Origin of the sequence: Corallococcus exercitus, from assembly GCF_003611585.1 — a bacterium.
Taxonomy (GTDB): domain Bacteria; phylum Myxococcota; class Myxococcia; order Myxococcales; family Myxococcaceae; genus Corallococcus; species Corallococcus exercitus.
The window spans coordinates 1-15,600 of record NZ_RAVW01000232.1; the positions used below are offsets into that span (position 1 = coordinate 1).

17 protein-coding genes are annotated in these 15,600 nt (G+C 69.6%); 14 read left to right on the forward strand and 3 right to left on the reverse strand.

Annotated elements, in window-relative coordinates:
• The first annotated feature begins 2 nt into the window (after window positions 1-2).
• The 5 genes from folE (at window position 3) to D7W79_RS25555 (ending at window position 5,734) form a co-directional block, all read left to right on the forward strand.
• Window positions 3-593 (forward strand): GTP cyclohydrolase I, encoded by a 591-nt coding sequence (gene folE, locus D7W79_RS25535; protein WP_171418873.1) that lies wholly within the window; start codon window positions 3-5, stop codon window positions 591-593.
• Window positions 590-2,017 carry an FAD-binding oxidoreductase gene (locus D7W79_RS25540; protein WP_120528003.1) on the forward strand — a complete coding sequence of 476 codons (1,428 nt, stop codon included), beginning with the start codon at window positions 590-592 and terminating at the stop codon, window positions 2,015-2,017. The genes folE and D7W79_RS25540 overlap by 4 nt, the downstream gene beginning before the upstream one ends.
• Before the next feature lie 230 nt (window positions 2,018-2,247).
• A complete protein-coding gene (locus D7W79_RS25545) occupies window positions 2,248-2,988 on the forward strand; it encodes a sigma-70 family RNA polymerase sigma factor (protein WP_120528004.1) in 741 nt (246 codons plus the stop codon).
• A gap of 137 nt (window positions 2,989-3,125) precedes the next feature.
• The gene (locus tag D7W79_RS25550; RefSeq protein WP_120528005.1) at window positions 3,126-3,866 is read left to right on the forward strand and encodes a tetratricopeptide repeat protein; all 741 of its coding nucleotides are present in this window, start codon (window positions 3,126-3,128) and stop codon (window positions 3,864-3,866) included.
• Complete coding sequence (locus tag D7W79_RS25555; RefSeq protein ID WP_120528006.1) at window positions 3,863-5,734, forward strand: AMP-dependent synthetase/ligase; 1,872 nt, start codon at window positions 3,863-3,865, stop codon at window positions 5,732-5,734. Before D7W79_RS25550 ends, D7W79_RS25555 begins: the two co-directional genes overlap by 4 nt.
• Window positions 5,735-5,917: 183 nt before the next feature.
• Here the strand turns inward: D7W79_RS25555 and D7W79_RS25560 are convergent, their stop codons facing one another.
• Window positions 5,918-6,157, reverse strand: coding sequence for a twin-arginine translocase TatA/TatE family subunit (locus D7W79_RS25560; protein ID WP_120528007.1), 240 nt, complete (start codon window positions 6,155-6,157; stop codon window positions 5,918-5,920).
• A 78-nt stretch (window positions 6,158-6,235) separates the two neighbouring features.
• Window positions 6,236-7,288, reverse strand: coding sequence for a sensor histidine kinase (locus D7W79_RS25565; protein ID WP_120528008.1), 1,053 nt, complete (start codon window positions 7,286-7,288; stop codon window positions 6,236-6,238).
• Window positions 7,289-7,496: 208 nt separating this feature from the next.
• On the opposite strand from D7W79_RS25565, the gene D7W79_RS25570 reads away from it, so the two are divergent.
• The 9 genes from D7W79_RS25570 to D7W79_RS25610 all read left to right on the forward strand — a co-directional run bounded on the left by D7W79_RS25570 (window position 7,497) and on the right by D7W79_RS25610 (window position 14,515).
• The gene (locus D7W79_RS25570) at window positions 7,497-7,871 is read left to right on the forward strand and encodes a response regulator (protein WP_120528009.1); all 375 of its coding nucleotides are present in this window, start codon (window positions 7,497-7,499) and stop codon (window positions 7,869-7,871) included.
• Between the two features lie 97 nt (window positions 7,872-7,968).
• Entirely contained in the window at window positions 7,969-8,298 is a 330-nt protein-coding gene (locus D7W79_RS25575) for an SCP2 sterol-binding domain-containing protein (protein WP_120528010.1), read from the forward strand.
• 91 nt (window positions 8,299-8,389) lie between these two features.
• Entirely contained in the window at window positions 8,390-9,568 is a 1,179-nt protein-coding gene (locus tag D7W79_RS25580; RefSeq protein ID WP_120528011.1) for a CaiB/BaiF CoA transferase family protein, read from the forward strand.
• Between the two features lie 147 nt (window positions 9,569-9,715).
• Window positions 9,716-10,012, forward strand: coding sequence for a hypothetical protein (locus tag D7W79_RS25585; RefSeq protein WP_120528012.1), 297 nt, complete (start codon window positions 9,716-9,718; stop codon window positions 10,010-10,012).
• Window positions 10,009-10,968 (forward strand): ferritin-like domain-containing protein, encoded by a 960-nt coding sequence (locus D7W79_RS25590; protein ID WP_120528013.1) that lies wholly within the window; start codon window positions 10,009-10,011, stop codon window positions 10,966-10,968. Before D7W79_RS25585 ends, D7W79_RS25590 begins: the two co-directional genes overlap by 4 nt.
• Window positions 10,968-11,333: a holo-ACP synthase gene (locus D7W79_RS25595; RefSeq protein ID WP_120528014.1), complete on the forward strand. Its 366-nt coding sequence runs from the start codon at window positions 10,968-10,970 to the stop codon at window positions 11,331-11,333. The genes D7W79_RS25590 and D7W79_RS25595 overlap by 1 nt, the downstream gene beginning before the upstream one ends.
• A gap of 41 nt (window positions 11,334-11,374) precedes the next feature.
• Entirely contained in the window at window positions 11,375-11,824 is a 450-nt protein-coding gene (locus D7W79_RS25600; RefSeq protein WP_120528015.1) for an acyl-CoA thioesterase, read from the forward strand.
• Window positions 11,821-12,738, forward strand: a complete 918-nt coding sequence (locus D7W79_RS25605) for an alpha/beta fold hydrolase (RefSeq protein ID WP_120528016.1) — start codon at window positions 11,821-11,823, stop codon at window positions 12,736-12,738. Before D7W79_RS25600 ends, D7W79_RS25605 begins: the two co-directional genes overlap by 4 nt.
• A gap of 25 nt (window positions 12,739-12,763) precedes the next feature.
• Entirely contained in the window at window positions 12,764-14,515 is a 1,752-nt protein-coding gene (locus D7W79_RS25610; protein ID WP_120528017.1) for an AMP-binding protein, read from the forward strand.
• 46 nt (window positions 14,516-14,561) lie between these two features.
• Here D7W79_RS25610 and D7W79_RS25615 read toward each other — a convergent pair.
• Window positions 14,562-15,600: hypothetical protein (locus D7W79_RS25615; protein ID WP_439099228.1), on the reverse strand; the 1,039-nt coding region annotated here is incomplete at its 5' end.

The following is a 15,600-nucleotide window of genomic DNA, read 5'->3' on the forward strand; positions in this document are numbered from 1 at the left end:
CCGTGCGCCCCGATCCCGCCGCCATGGCCCGGGCGGTCCGCGACTTCCTCACCGCCGCGGGGCTCGACCTCCAGGACGTGAACCTGGTGGACACGCCCACGCGCGTGGCCGACGTGTGGGCGAACGGCTTCCTCGACGGCTATGGCCGCACGCCCGAGGAGGTACTCGGGAAGACCTACCCCGCGCCCGCGGACTCCTCCGGGGAGCTGGTGGTGGTGACGGACCTGCGCTTCCACTCCATGTGCCCGCACCACCTCCTGCCCTTCACCGGCCGCGCGCACGTGGCCTACGTGCCGGGTTCGCGCGTGGTGGGTTTCGGGCGCATCGGGGCGCTGGTGGACTCCTTCGCGCACCGGCTCATCCTCCAGGAGGACCTGGCCCGGCAGGTGGCGCGCTCGCTCGCCCGCGTGCTCGGCAGTCCCGCGACGGCCTGCATCCTGGAAGCAGAGCAGGCGTGTCTGCGCCTGAGGGCCGACCACCAGCGCGACGCCGTCACCCACGCGGAGGCCTATGAAGGGCGCCTGCGCCGCGACGGCCCCCTGCGCCGCGAGCTGTGGGCCCGCCTGGGGGCACGGCCGGGGACGGGAAGATGAACCCCGCCGCCCAACGCTTCGAGCGGGTGGCGCCCGAGCGCGTGGCGACGGTGCTGGAGGCCCTGGCGGGCGTGCTGTCCGAGGGCCAGGTGAAGCGCGACGCGGACACGCTCGACGCCTACGCGCGCGACGAGTCCGACAGCGGCGTCTACCGGCCCGACGCCGTCCTCCTTCCGGAGACCACCGCGCAGGTGTCCGCCATCTTCAAGGCGTGCCAGGCGCACGGCGTGCCCTTCACCCCCTGCGGCGCGCGCAGCGGCAAGAGCGGTGGCTCGCTGCCCCTCAAGGGCGGCATGGCGGTGAGCCTGGAGCGCATGAACCGGATCCGCTCCATCTCCAAGGAGGACCTCACCGCGGTGGTGGAGCCCGGCGTGGTGACGGGCGACCTGATGAAGGCGGTGGAGGCCCAGGGCCTCTTCTATCCCCCGGATCCGAACTCCTGGGAGTTCTGCACCCTGGGCGGCAACGTGGCGGAGAACGCCGGCGGCCCGCGCGCCCTGAAGTACGGCGTCACGCGCGACTACGTCATCGGCCTGGAGTGGGTGATGCCGGATGGCGAGGTGCTGCGCGTGGGCCGGCGCACCATCAAGGGCGTGGCCGGCTATGACCTGGTGGGGCTGTTCGTCGGCTCCGAGGGCACGCTCGGCGTGGCCACCGAAATCACGGTGCAGCTGATTCCCCTGCCCCGTCAGGTGATGACTGCGCTCGTGGTGTTCCCCTCCGTGCTGGACGCCGCCCGGGGCGTCTCCGCGGTGCTCGCCGCCGGCATCCTGCCGCGCTGCCTGGAGCTCATCGACGAGGTCGCCGTCCAGGCCATCGTGCACCGGGGCAGCTTCCAGTTCCCCCCGGACGCGGGCGCCGCCCTCATCGCCGAGGTCGACGGCAACACGCCCGAAGGCGTGTTCGCGGAGCTCCAAATGTTGGGGGACATCTGCAACCAGCACGGGGCCACCCAGACACTGGTGGCGCAGGACGAGTCCCAGCGCGAGAAGCTGTGGGCCGCGCGGCGCGTGATTTCCCCGGCCCTGCGCGCGCTCAAGCCCGCCAAGATTTCCGAGGACATCGTGGTGCCCCGCTCGAAAATTCCCGAAATCATCGAGCGGCTGAAGAAGATGGGCGGGGAGCTGGGGCTCACCGTGGCCACCTATGGCCACGCGGGGGACGGCAACCTGCACGCCAACATCCTCTACGACGGCCCCGCCCAGCGCCCCCTCGTCGACGAGGCGCTGCGCCGCATGCTGATGCTCACCGTGGAGCTGGGCGGCACCATCACCGGAGAGCACGGCGTGGGGCACGCGAAGCGGGAATATCTGGCGCTGGAGCAGGCTCCCGCGCTGCTGGAGCTGCAGCGCCGCCTGAAGGCCTTTTTTGATCCATCAGGCCTGCTCAACCCCGAGAAAATCTTCCCCGCTCCCAAGCGTTGAAAGCTTCGTGGCCGGAAACGTAGGTGCTGTCCCACCCGTCGCGTCGCACGCTCTCAAAGGCCCGAAAGGGCGAGGACGTGACGGGCTTTTGACAAGGGTAAGGGGCCGAAATGCCCTTCTTGGCAGGAATGAGAAACCCTTTCCGTCGTTGCGCGTCCTAGTGACAGATGGACGCGGTTCGTCGGGGGATTCATCGCGTCCGGCAGTTACGAACGGAAGGACGGGAAATCATGGCCAACTCGACGAAGTACGCGGCAGAGGGCCTTTCGCATTACCTGCGTCACCTGGGCGGGCACCAGCAGCTCACGCGTGAACAGGAGTACGAGCTGGCCCGCCAGGCCCGCAAGGGTGACGAGAGCGCCCGACAGACGCTCGCCAGCTCCAACCTCGCTTTCGTGGTCGCCGTGGCGAAGAAGTTCGCCAACCGCGGGGCCCGCCTGGACGACCTCATCCAGGAAGGCAACGTCGGCCTCATGAAGGCCATCGAGCACTTCGACCCGAAGAAGAACGTGCGCTTCGCCACCTATGCCGTGTGGTGGATCCGCGCCTACATCACCCGCTACCTGAAGGACAACCGCAGCCAGGTGCGCGGCGGTGAGGCGGAGCGCGGCAGCATGGTGGACTTCTCGCTGGACGCCACCATCGACGAGGAGGGGGAGACGACCTTCCTCGACCGCATCGAGGACGGCGGTCCCTCGCCGCAGGAGACGTTCCTCTCCCGCGAGCAGGACACCGAAATCCAGGAGGCCCTGGCCAAGGTGCGCAAGCGCATTGGCGACCTGGGCTGGGACATCCTCCAGGAGCGCCTCACGCAGGACAAGCCGCTGACGCTGGAGGAGCTGGGCCAGCGCTGGGGCGTGTCGCGCGAGCGCGTGCGCCAGGTGGAGCTGAAGACGAAGAACTTCCTGGAGCGCTACCTCATCGCGTTCAACGAGAACGAGGAGCACACCGCCACGGCCGACGCGGCCTGAAGCGGCCTGGGATGTGTCTCACCGGTGACGGGGTCTGGCGGGGTGTTCGCACCTTGCCGACCCCGTCTTCTTTTTTGCCGCGCCGCGTCTAGCGCGTTCGGTTGATGGTGGGCGAGCGTGCGTGCTAAGGCATTTCGATGCGCTTGAAATTGCTTGCCCTTTGGGTGCTTTGGGCGGTCCCGGCACACGCTGCGGATCCCGCGCTGCTCGACCAACTCGACGCGTTGTACGCCAAGCGGGGGGACGCGGAATCCGTCAAGGCGTTGGAGACGGGGCTGTCGGACGCGTTGAAGGCCACGCCGGACGACTTCGACCTCGCGTGGCGCAAGGCGCGCATCCTCCAGTGGCAGGCGGACGGCGCCACGGAGAAGAAGCTCAAGATGGTCCTGGGCAAGCAGACCTGGGAGGCCGGGGACAAGGCCGCGAAGCTGCAGCCCGCGCGCGTGGAGGGCTACTACTTCGCCGCCTGCGGCATCGGTTCCTACTCGCAGGCCGTGGGCATCATGAAGGCGCTGGGGGACGGTTTGGAGGGCAAGTTCAACGAGCGCCTGGACACCGCGCTGAAGATCGACCCCACGTACGAGTACGGCGGTCCCTGGCTGGTGAAGGGGCGATACTTCTACGAGCTGCCCTGGCCCAAGCGCGACCTGGGCAAGTCCGTGGAGTACTACCAGAAGGCCATCGCCAAGTTTCCGCAGTCGCTGCGCGCGCACTACTACCTGGCCGAGACGTTGCTGAAGGACGGCAAGGCGAAGGAAGCGAGCGCCGCCATCGAGAAGGTCAAGCAGGGAAGCACCGCGTACAACCCCGCGGAGGGGCAGCGCGTGCAGCAGTGGGCCAAGAAGGTGGATGCCGACATCCAGGAGGAGCTCAAGTGAGGGCAGAGAGTCAGGTCACGACGGCTCCCGCGGCGGGCGGGACGCAGGAGCAGAACCTCGTCCAGTTGCTCGTTCAGCGGGCCCAGAACGCCTCCAAGGTGGGCGTCACCCACAAGAAGGACGGGCGCTGGCAGGACGTCACGTACGCGCAGGTGCTGGAGGACGTGAAGGCGCAGGCGGCGGGCCTCATCGCCCAGGGCGTCCAGCCCGGGGACCGGGTGGCCATCTTCGCCAACACCAGCCTGCAGTGGATCATCGCGGACCTGGCCATCAGCGCGGCCCAGGCCATCACGGTGCCCATCTACGGCTCCAACACGCCGGATGAGTGTCACTACATCCTGAACCACTCGGAGACGAAGCTGCTGCTCGTCGACTCCGACGAGAAGGACGCCAAGCAGGCCGGGCGCCTGTCGCGCGTGCGCTCCAAGCTGGCGAGCATCCCGGCGCTCCAGAAGATCGTCGTCTTCGAGGGCCCCGTCTCCGGCGACAAGGAGATGACGCTCGCGGACATGGTGGCCTCCGGCAAGGGCCACCCGCAGGCCACGGAGTCCGCGTTCGCGGAGCGCGTGGCGCAGGTGAAGTCGGACGACACCAACCTGCTCATCTACACCTCCGGCACCACCGGCGCCCCCAAGGGCGTCATCCTCACCCACGGCAACTGGGCCTATGAAGCGAAGGCCACCCAGGCCATGGGCATGATGCGGCCCGAGGACTCCGTCATGCTGTTCCTGCCCCTGGCGCACGTGTTCGCCCAGGTGGTGAAGGCCGCGTGGCTGTCCATGGGCTTCCGGCTCATCATCGCGGAGTCGGTGGACAAGCTCTTGGCGAACCTGGCGGAGACGCGCCCCACGGTGCTGCCGTCCGTGCCGCGCGTGTTCGAGAAGGTCTACAACAACGTCGTGGCCAACGGCTCCGCGGCCCCCGGCATGAAGGGCAAGCTCTTCAAGTGGGCCTTCGGCCTCTTCGACGAGTACGCCGAGGCCAAGGGCCAGGGCCGCGAGTACAGCTCGCTCCAGTTCTCCCTGGCGAAGAAGCTCGTGTTCTCCAAGGTGCGCAAGACGCTGGACGAGAAGCTGGGCGGCAACATGCGCATCTTCATCTCCGGCGGCGCGCCGCTGTCCCGGAAGATCGCCTACTTCTTCGACCTGCTCGACCTCAAGGTGCTGGAGGGCTACGGCCTCACGGAGACGAGCGCCCCGTGCAACGCCAACCGGGTGGAGAAGATCAAGATCGGCACCGTGGGCCCGCCGGTGCCGGGCACGGAGATCAAGATCGCCGCGGACGGTGAAATCCTGGTGCGTGGCCCCTGCGTGATGAAGGGCTACTACAAGAACGAGGAGGCCACCAAGGAGGTGCTGGATCCAGACGGGTGGTTCCACACCGGTGACATCGGCGAGGTGGACTCCGACAACTACCTGCGCATCACCGACCGCAAGAAGGACATCATCGTCACCGCGGGCGGCAAGAACGTGGCGCCGCAGAACATCGAGAACACGCTCAAGACCTTCCCGCTCATCAGCCAGGCCATGGTGTACGGCGACAAGCAGCCGTACCTTGTCGCGCTCGTCACGGTGTCGGAGGATCCGGCGCGCAAGCTGCTGGAGGAGAAGGGCGCCCCGGTGGGCAGCTACGAGCAGAACTCCCAGCGTCCGGAGATCCGCACGGCCATCGAGGAGATCTTCAAGAAGGTGAACGCGGAGATCCCCCCGTACTCCACCATCAAGAAGTTCCAGGTGATGACGGCGGACTTCACGCAGGAGTCCGGCGAGCTCACGCCCACCCTCAAGGTGAAGCGCAAGGTGGCCAGCCAGAAGTACATGAAGCTCATCGACGCCATGTACGCGAGCGGCAAGGGCGGCGGGGACTGAGGCACGCCCGAGGCGCCCCCCGTGACTTCAGGTCGCGGGGGGGCGCGCACGGCTGAAACGCCCGACGCCCGTCCATGGCCGCTTGGAGCGGTCCAGGGTACGGGCGTCACGGGTGAACGGCGCTGGAGTGTTTCGACCGTCGGGGGCGGGGCCTTCCCGGGCCCACCCAGACGGGGTCAGGCGTCAGGCGTTGTGGCTGGGCGACTTGGCGGCGGCGACGTCCTTGTCCACGCTGGTGGACGCGGACAGCGTGCCGGGCTTCTTGTCGCTGGCCTCGTCCTTGTCGTCGTCGCTGGAGAAGCCGCGCTTGAAGTTGCGCAGCGCGCTGCCCAGGGACGAGCCAAGCTGCGGCAACCGCGAGCCGCCGAACAACAGCAGCAGCGCCGCGAAAATCAGAAGAATCTCAGGAAGCTTCAAACCCATGGCTTCGCTCCTCGCGAAATGCGCGGGGAGCATACCGGTGGGAGGGGGGGCGCGCTAGCAACTCCCGCGTGCAGGGGCTCACGCCTGCCAGCCCGCTGGATGCCCGAGTTCCTCCGACAGGGTCACCGGCAGCGTGAGGAAGAGGGTGGTGCCGCCCACGTCGGCCTGGGCACCTACCTGGCCGCCATGCGCCTCCACCTCCTGCCGGGCCAGGAAGACGCGCAGTGGATCCTCCAGCTTGCGCTCGCGAAAGGCGCGCTCCTCGCACTGGAAGACGGCGCTGATGTCCTCTTCCGGAACGGCCGCGCCGTCGCGGTGCACCTCCACCCGCACCTGATGTCCCAGGCGCGCGGCGCGCACGTGGAGCGACTCCCCGGGCTGCGCGCGTCCCAGCAAGTGGTACACGAAGGCCTCCACCGCGTGCTGGATGCGGCCCGCGTCCACCTGCACGTCGGGCAGCTCCGGCAGCTCGTCCAGCACCAGCCCCACACTGGCGGCGGAGGCGGCGGCCCGCGTGCGCTCCACCGCGGCGTCCAGGATGGGCAGCAGCGGCTGGCGCTCACGCTCACACGCGAGCGCGCCCAGGTCCGCGCGGCTGGAGTCGAAGAAGTCCTGGGCGAAGGAGAGCGCCCGGTCCGCGTTGCGCAGGATGGTCTCCAGCCCGCGCTGCGCCTTGGGCTCCAGCGGGATGCGCCCGTTGAGCAGCAGCGCCGCGTACGAGCGGATGTTGGCCAGCGACCCGCGCAGGTCATGCGACGCGAGCGACAGGTAGCGCACGCGGTCCGCCACGCGCTCGCCCGTCGTCGAGGCCGCGGACGTCCCGGACGACGAGGCCTGGCTCGCGCCCCAGGGCACCGGCAGCGCCCACACCAGCCGTCCACCGTCCTCCAGCGGCTCCTCGCCTACCAGCAGGGTGCGGTCCTCGCGCTCCCACAGGTTGCGTTCGCCGTCGCGCCGGCGGAAGCCCGCGGCGGCCATCAGCCCGTCGATGCCCGCCGCGCCCGGAGCGGGGGGCAGGGCCTCCAGCCCCAGGTAGTCCAGGAGCAGGGGACCGAGCAGGCGTGGCGTCCCCTGGCGGGGCAGCAGCGCGAGCCCGGGCGCCGCCTCGTTGCTCCCAGGTGTCTCCCCCATCCACGTCACGCGGACCTCCCCTGTCCGAGCTTCGAATCACCGGAAGGGTGGGCAGTGACTGTCGGTTTTGCAACGGGCTCCCACTCTGGGAGGACGCCCCTTAATTTCTTGCGCCAGGAGGGCCGTAGATGGTGGATGCTCCCCCCTTGGTAGCGGTATCGAGGAGACACCTCTGACCTCGCTCAACGCACAGCACACTGGCGCACCCGTGGTTCTGGTCGTGGACGATGATCCCGACATCCTGGAGGCCCTCTCGGAGATCCTCGAAGCCGAGGGCTTCGAGATCCGCCGGGCCCGCAACGGCAAGGAGGCCCTGGAGCGCCTGGAGCCGGACCCTCCCCACCTCATCCTGCTGGACCTGATGATGCCGGTGATGGACGGCTGGGAGTTCGCCCAGCGCATGCGCCAGAAGCCGGACTTCGCGGCCATCCCCATCATCGTCCTCAGCGCGGACCGCAACGTCGGCAGCAAGGCGAAGGACATTGGCGCCATGGGCCACCTGGCCAAGCCCTTCGAGCTCAACGACCTGCTGTCGATGGTGCGACAGTCGCTCAGCCCCCCCGTGGACACCTCGCGCGTCTGAGGGGGCCACATGGTGCCGTGCTTGACCCGACGGTGGGGCGCCATTACGGTCCGCGCAGGCTTGATTCACCAATCAACCTGATCACAAGGAGCGAGTCATGGCGACCGCGAAGGACATCATCGAGACGCAGATTCCCGCGAAGCTGCAGTCGAAGCCGGAGCTGGCGAAGGAGATCAACGCCATCATCCACTTCGACGTCTCCGGCGACGGTGGCGGCAAGTGGACGCTGGACACCACCAAGGCCGACGGCTGGGTGTCCGAGGGTCTCAACGGCGCGTCGAAGATGACGGTCACCGTCAGCAACGACGACTTCGTGAAGATCCGCGAGGGCAAGCTGAACGCGCAGATGGCCGCCATGCAGGGCAAGCTCAAGTTCAAGCCGATGGACATGGGCCTCGCCATGAAGCTGGCGAAGCTGCTGGGCTGAGCCTCTCCGTAGTGTGTCGTACCGACGGCGCGTCACCCTCACGGGGACGCGCCGTCCGCATGTCTCCACCTCCCCCTGGAGCCCCCCTTCCATGTCTGAGCCGTCTTCCCCCCTCGCCGGCCTGCGGGTGCTGGACCTGTCGCGCCTGTTGCCTGGCCCGTACGCGACGCTGGTGCTGGCGGACCTGGGCGCCACCGTGGACACCGTGGAGGACCCGGACGTGGGGGACGCCACCCGCCACATGCCGCCGCACCGTGAAGGGGAGGGCGCGCTCTACTACGGGCTGCACCGCAACAAGCGCTCGCTCACGCTGAACCTCAAGACGCCGGAGGGCCGCGACGCGCTCTTGCGCCTGGTGTCCCACTACGACGTGCTGGTGGAGAGCTTCCGCCCGGGCGTCATGGACAAGCTGGGCGTGGGCGAAGCGGTGCTGCGCCAGAAGAACCCGCGGCTCATCTACTGCGCCATCTCCGGCTACGGCCAGACGGGACCGGACCGGCTCAAGGCGGGGCATGACCTCAACTACGTGGCCCGCGCGGGACTGCTGGGCTACGGCGGTGAGGCCGGTGGCGCGCCCGCGTTCCCGGGCGTGCAGGTGGCGGACATCGGCGGGGGGAGCCTCTTCGCGCTGGTGGGCATCCTGGCCGCGCTGCACGAGCGCGAGCGCACCGGCGTGGGCCGCTTCGTGGACGTGTCCATGACGGACGGCGCGCTGGCGTTCCTCCACCTGCACCTGGCCTCGCGCCTGTTCATGGGAAAGGAGGGCACGCCGCTCCAGCGCGGGAGCGAGGCGCTCAACGGCGGCTATCCCAGCTACGGCCTGTACCGCACCGCGGACGACCGCTGGCTCGCGGTGGGCGCGCTGGAGCCCAAGTTCTTCGGCGCGCTGTGCGCGAAGCTGGGCCGCCCGGAGCTCCTCGACGACGCGTACACGGGCGGTGAAGCCAGCTCGCGCGTGAAGGCGGAGCTCACCCGCGTCTTCGCGAGCGAGCCCCTGTCGCACTGGCGCGAGCAGCTCTCCGGCGCGGAGTTCTGCGTGGAGCCGGTGGCGGAGGGCGACGACGTGCTGGCGGATCCGCAGCTGCGCGCGCGAGGCCTCTTCGTGGAGGCGGAGGATGCGCAGCGCGGCATCCGCGTCACGCACCTGCTCACGCCGCTGCGCATGGGCGACGTCGCGCTGCGTCCACCGCCCACGCTGGGACAGCACTCGCGCGTCATCCTGGAGAACGCGGGTTTCACCGCTGAGGAAATCTCGCGTCTGATTGCATGAATACCGCGTGAAACGACCCGCGAAGGCGGGTTCGCACGCGGATCCGAAGTGACCCGTTGCTGATTGACAGCTCTGGAGCCACAGTTAGATCTTTCCTGTTTTCTGACTGGGAAATCGACTTTCAAGCCCTGGGAAGGAAGGTCCCCCGTGCCCGACGCGCAGGAGCTCGAGTCCTACATCCGACGGAAGTTCGCAGAAAACGTGGGTCTCACGGAGGCAGAGCTGTTCTCCGAGGACCTGACCCTCTCGGCGCTCATCACGCGCTCCGAGCGGATGACCAACAGCGTGGACTTGATGGAAGCTTTTGCCCGCACGTCCAACGGGCTGCGCAAGGATTTTGGACTGCGGGTGCGCCTGCCTGCCCTGTCCCTGGATACACCTGTATCGAAGGTCCTGTCTGTATTCATGGGCGAAGTCTCGAACCCGGAGCGGAAGTCGGCATGAGTGTCCTGGCGCGAAGCCTCGAGCACGAAGAAGCGACCGTCGCCACCCCCCGCGTCATTCCGCACGAAGGCCGTCCGGCCATCCAGTTGGAGCTGTACGAAGCCCTCACGCAGCGCGGCCTATCGCTGGTGGACGTCACCTGGGAGCAGCAGCGGCTGCATGAGTCGCGGCGCTGGAGCGTGGTGGAGCTGCTCTCCGCGGTGGACTTCACGCGCATCGGTGAAGCCGACCGGCACCTGGTGTGGAACGCGGGGCGCGCGGAGCTGACGACGAAGCCGGGCGCGGACCGGCTGGAGCGGCTGGCGGACCTGGAGTGCCGCCGCTGGCAGGAGAAGAACCCCACGGTCGCCGCCATCATGCAGGCGTGTGGCACGTGGAGCCGCTACTGGAACGAGGAGGAGGCGCACCACGAGACGGCGTTCAACCGCCTGTCCACGGTGCTGCGGCTGGAGCCCGTCACCGACGCCACCTTCATCGAGTTCCGCAAGGTGTTCCCCGACGACGACATGCTGCGCACGCTCACGCTGCTGGCCATCTCCGAAGTGGTGGCGGCGGTGGACTACGGCCAGTGCTCGCAGATGGTCCAGGACCCGGGCCTGCGGGCGCTGTTCAAGCAGGTGGCCGCGGACGAGGTGCAGCACATGACCTACTTCATCGCCTTCGCGAAGGCGCTGGTGGACAGCGGCGCGTACAAGGCGAAGGAGGCGTTCGCGGTGGCGCACCTGTTCCTGCGCGACGGCGGCGAGGTGCACGGCAGCAAGCGCGAGCGCGTGGAGTCCCGCGACACCCACGTCAACTGGTGGGACCAGCTGGAGCACCGCGAGGGCTTCTACTCGCCGGACGCGCTGCGCAAGAAGGAGCAGCTCATCTTCCACGCCCTCAAGCGCATCACCGGCATCACGGTGACGTCGCGCGACGAGGTGGAGGACACCTGGATGGACCTCGTCGGGTGTTGATGGGCCTGGGCCACGACCTCCAGTCCGTCACGGAGCTGGAGGCCGCACGGGCCCTGCGGGAGCCGGACGTCTTCTTCACCGCCGCGGAGCTCGCCCACTTCGAGCGCGCGGCGAACCCGGAAGAGAGCCTGGCGGCGGGCTTCAGCGCGAAGGAGGCCCTCTTCAAGGCGCTGCCCGCAGTGGACGGCTGGTTCTGGACGGACGCCGAACTCGTCCACGACGCGCGGCGCGCGCCGCGCTTCCGGTTCCACGGCACGCTCGCGGCGCATCTGGCGCGCGAGGGGCTGCAGGTCGCAGTATCGCTGTCGCATAGCGGAGGGTTCGTCTCGACCGTGGTCCTCGTGACGCGCGCTCCGTCCCCCTGAAGTCGCTGCCACCCCCCTGGCGGCAAGAAGGACATCCCCCCGTGCATTTCGAAGAGTCCTCCCTCACGTTGCGCGTGCGTCCAAACGACCTGGACATCCTGGGACACGTGAACAACGCCACCACGCTGGAGTACCTGGAGGCCGGCCGCTGGGCCTGGCTGGAGCAGCAGGGGCTGACGCGCGGCGGTCCGGTGGTGGCCGTGGTGTCGCGCGTGGAGGTGGACTACCGCCGGGAGATTCCCCCGGGCGATGTGGTGGTGCACACGGAGCTGGAGTCGCCCGCCGCGGACGAGCTGGAGCTGGACGGCCTCAACTACCGCGCCCGGTTCCGGCAGCGCGTGTTCCTGGCGGCGGACGGGCCGCTGGCGGTGGAGGCCCTGGTGAGCGTGGCCTTCCTGGATGCGCGGGCCCGGTCGCTCGCGTCGCTGCAGCAGTTCCTGGACGCCGCGCGCGTCCAGGCCGCCACCACCGCCCAGGAGCCGCTCCCATGAGCACGAACGCGAAGCCGGAGTTCGCCTCGCAGGAGTTCTGGGTCCCCACGTCCCAGGAGCACGCGCTGCACGTCGTGGAGGCGCGCACGTCCGCGACGCCTCCTTCCGCGCCCGGCATCCTCTTCGTCCCGGGCCTGTTCTCCGACGGCCGCTTCTTCCTGGGCGGGCAGGGCGATGGGCCCGCGCGCTACTTCGTGGACGAGGGCTGCGTGGCCTACGTCGCGTCCCTGCGCGGCCATGGCAAAAGCCGCTGGCCCGCGAAGCGCGCGTACGACTGGAGCTTCGACACGTACGTGCGCCACGACATCCCGGACCTGGTGCGGGCCGTGCGCGCGCGCCACCCCGGGCCGCTGTTCCTGTTGGCCCACAGCATGGCGGGCTACGCGGCGCTGGCGGCGCTGGGGGTGGACCCCTCACTCCAGGCGTCGCTGGCCGGCGTGTGCACGCTGTCCTCGGCGGTGAACGACTACACCGACGGCGGGTTCAAGAAGCGCTTCCAGCTGGGCTTCTCCTCCGCGGTGGCGGGAGTGCTGGGGCGCTTCCCCGCGAAGGCGCTGAAGCAGGGGCCCTGGGACGAACCGGCGGGCGTGATGCGGCAGTTCACGGACTGGGCGCCCACGGGCGCGTTCCGCAGCGCGGACGGTACGACGGACTACTGGAGCGCGCTGGGCAAGGTGACGCTGCCGGTGTTCGCGGGCGTGGGCGCGGCGGACGTGTTCCATGCGTCGCCGCCGCGCGCGCAGAAGCTGGTGGCCCACCTGGGCAGTGCGCGCAAGGAGCTGGCCGTCCTGGGACGCGCGCAGGGGCTGAGCTGGGAGGCGGGCCACTTCGACGTGGTGCGCGGAGAGCGCGCCCGCAACGAGGTGTTGCCCCGGGTGCTCACCTGGATGCGCCAGGTGGCGCCCGCGCACTGAAGAACCACGAGGAGGGGAGGTCTGCATGCTCGACATCATCCAGCGATTGGAGTCGGCGGATCCGCGCCGCGGCCTGTTTCTCTACGACGACTTCGTCGGGCCGCCGGAGTTCGTGCCCTACCGGGAGTTCGCCTCCCGGGTGGCCGGGGCGGCGGAGCACTTCCGCGCGCGAGGCATCACGCCGGGCACGCGCGTGGTGCTGCCCTTCGAGACCTCCGCGTCCGTCATCTTCGGGTTCCTGGGGCTGATGGAGCTGGGCGCGGTGCCCCTGTCCGTGAAGCCGTACATCCTGAGCACGCCGAAGGGGCCCTACCGGGACTTCCTCGCGCGCATCCGGGAGCGCTACGGCGCCTCGCTCGTGCTGGACGCGCCGAGCCTGGCCGGGCTGGAGCTGCCCCTGGAGCGGGTTTCGCTGCCGCCCTCGGGGGCGAAGCGCGCGGGCGTGAAGCTGCGCGAGGTGGCGCCCGGAGAGCTGGCGTTCGTGCAGTTCTCGTCGGGGTCCACGTCGTTCCCCAAGGGCGTGCCCATCACGCAGGAGAACCTGGCCGCGAACCTGCGGATGATCACCCGGCACGACGGCCGCACGTCCGAGGACCGGGTGACGAGCTGGCTGCCGCTGTACCACGACATGGGGCTCATCGGCGGGCTGCTCACCTGCCTCGCGGTGGGCAACGACCTGCTGCTGTCCCAGCCCGCGTCGTTCCTGATGGATCCGCTGGGCTGGCTGGAACTCATCTCCTCCGAGAAGGTGATGGGCTCCGTCATCCCCAACTTCGCCATCGACTACGCGCTCAAGTCGCTCAAGTCGGCGGACGCGGATGACCTGAAGCGCCTGGACCTGTCGCGCGTGCGCAGCATCTACCTGGGCAGCGAGCCCATCAACATCCCCAACCTGGAGCAGTTCCTGGCCATCCTCGCGCCTTGCGGCCTCAGGCGCGACGTGTTCATGCCCTGCTACGGCATGGCGGAGACGGTGCTGCTGGTCGCGAGCGTGCCGCCGGGCCAGCCGGTGCGCGTCATCACCGCGCCCAACGGCCAGCCCGCCATCTCCGTGGGCCAGCCGCTGACGGAGTTCGAGGTGCGGCTGCGCACCGAGGACGGCCGCGTGTGCGGCGAGGGCGAGATGGGCGAAATCGAGCTGCGCGGCGGCAGCCTCGCGCCGTCGTACTTCCTGGATGACCGGCCCCTGCGCGGCGAGGAGGGCTTCTACGCCACGGGCGACCTGGGCTTCCAGAAGGGCGGCGAGCTCTTCATCACCGGACGCATCAACGACCGCATCAAGGTGAACGGCCAGAGCTTCTTCTCCGCGGACTTCGAGCAGGCCGTGGAGCGGCTGGCCTTCATCCGCCCGGGCCGCACCGCCGTCATCCAGGTGAAGGGCCGCCTCGTGGTGCTGGCGGAGGTGAACCACCCGTCCGCGCTGGAGCGCCTGGCCGACAGCCGCAAGCAGGTCTGCCAGTCAGTGCTGGAGACGGTGGGCGTGACGCTGGCGCAAGAGGACGTCCTCTTCATCCGCTACGGCCAGCTCCAGAAGACAAGCAGCGGCAAGCTCCAGCGCCGCGCCATCACGGAGGCCTACGAGCAGGGCCGCATCCGCACCGTGACGCCCATGGAGCTGCGCGCGGACCTGCTCCAGATGCGCGCCCAGCGGCTCGTGCTGGGCTCGGTGATGGTCGCGCGGCAGCGGGGCCGCCGGTGGATGGCCTCCGGGAAGGCCGCGCTCTCCGCGGGCCTCCAGCGCCTGCGGCCGGGCGGACAGCGTCAGGACGGGCCCTGAGGCTCGGGTCGATGCTCGGGTCGATGCTCGGGTCGACGGCCGCTGCTCAGCGGGCCTTCGTGGAGGCCCACAGGTCCCAGCCGCGTGCCGCGTGGCACGCATCGCCCACCAGGTCCAGGGCGAGCTGGGGCTGTGTCCGGGCCAGGGCCTCGGTGTCGCGGAAGGCGCCCGTGGCCTCCAGCCGGAGCGTGGCGCTCTCCAGCGCGGCCTTCGCCTCCTCCACCGCGCGGGCCTGCGCGGGCGTGGGCTTCCAGCCCGTCTCGTCCCGGTAGCGCCCCAGCGCCTCCAGGAAGTGGCCGTGGAACTTCACCATCTGCACCAGCACGGGGACGCGGTACGCGGGCGCGGCGGTGAGCGCGGCCTCGTACTGCCGCGCCTCCGACCCCAGCCGGTACACCAGCACGTCCACCTGCGCGTCCAGCCGTGAGCCCCACGCCTTGCGCACGGCGGGGAAGCGCGCCCAGCCCGCGACGGCCTGGAAGAAGTGGAGCCCGCCACACGGGTGCGCGTAGATGCCCTGCTTGTTCTTGGGCACCTGGGGCAGGCCCGCCTTCATGCCCCGGGTCAGCTCCGCGTTCGCGGACTCCAGCGTGGAGAGCGCGGTGTCCATGACCGCGTCGATGCGCACCGTCTCTCCCGCGCCGTTCACGAACGAGCCCCCGGGCTCCAGCACGTGCGACAGCGCGTCCAGTGCCCACGCGCCGTCCGGCGAGGACGCGAGCGAGGGACGGAAGTCGTGCTGGAGCGACGCCACCAGCTCGCGCAGCGTCACCTTGCCCCACGCCGTGGGGAATGTGTGCGAGCGCGGATATCCCGCGAGCAGGAAGGTCTTCACCTGGAGCGCCGGGTGCGGCTCCACGGGCGTGCCGTCCGGGGTGAAGGCGTCGAAGAAGTAGCGGGCCGTGGCCCCCGCGTCCGAGGCCTCGCGGTGCAGGAAGCCCGCGACGATGGCGTCCGAGGCCGGGCGGCCGTCCCGTGCGCGGAAGGCCTTCCCGTCCAGGTCCATGCCGTGCGCGAGCGCCCAGGGACGGGAAGGGTCCGCCGCGTGCGTGCGGCACTGCGCGTGGAGCACCGCGGATGCGGAA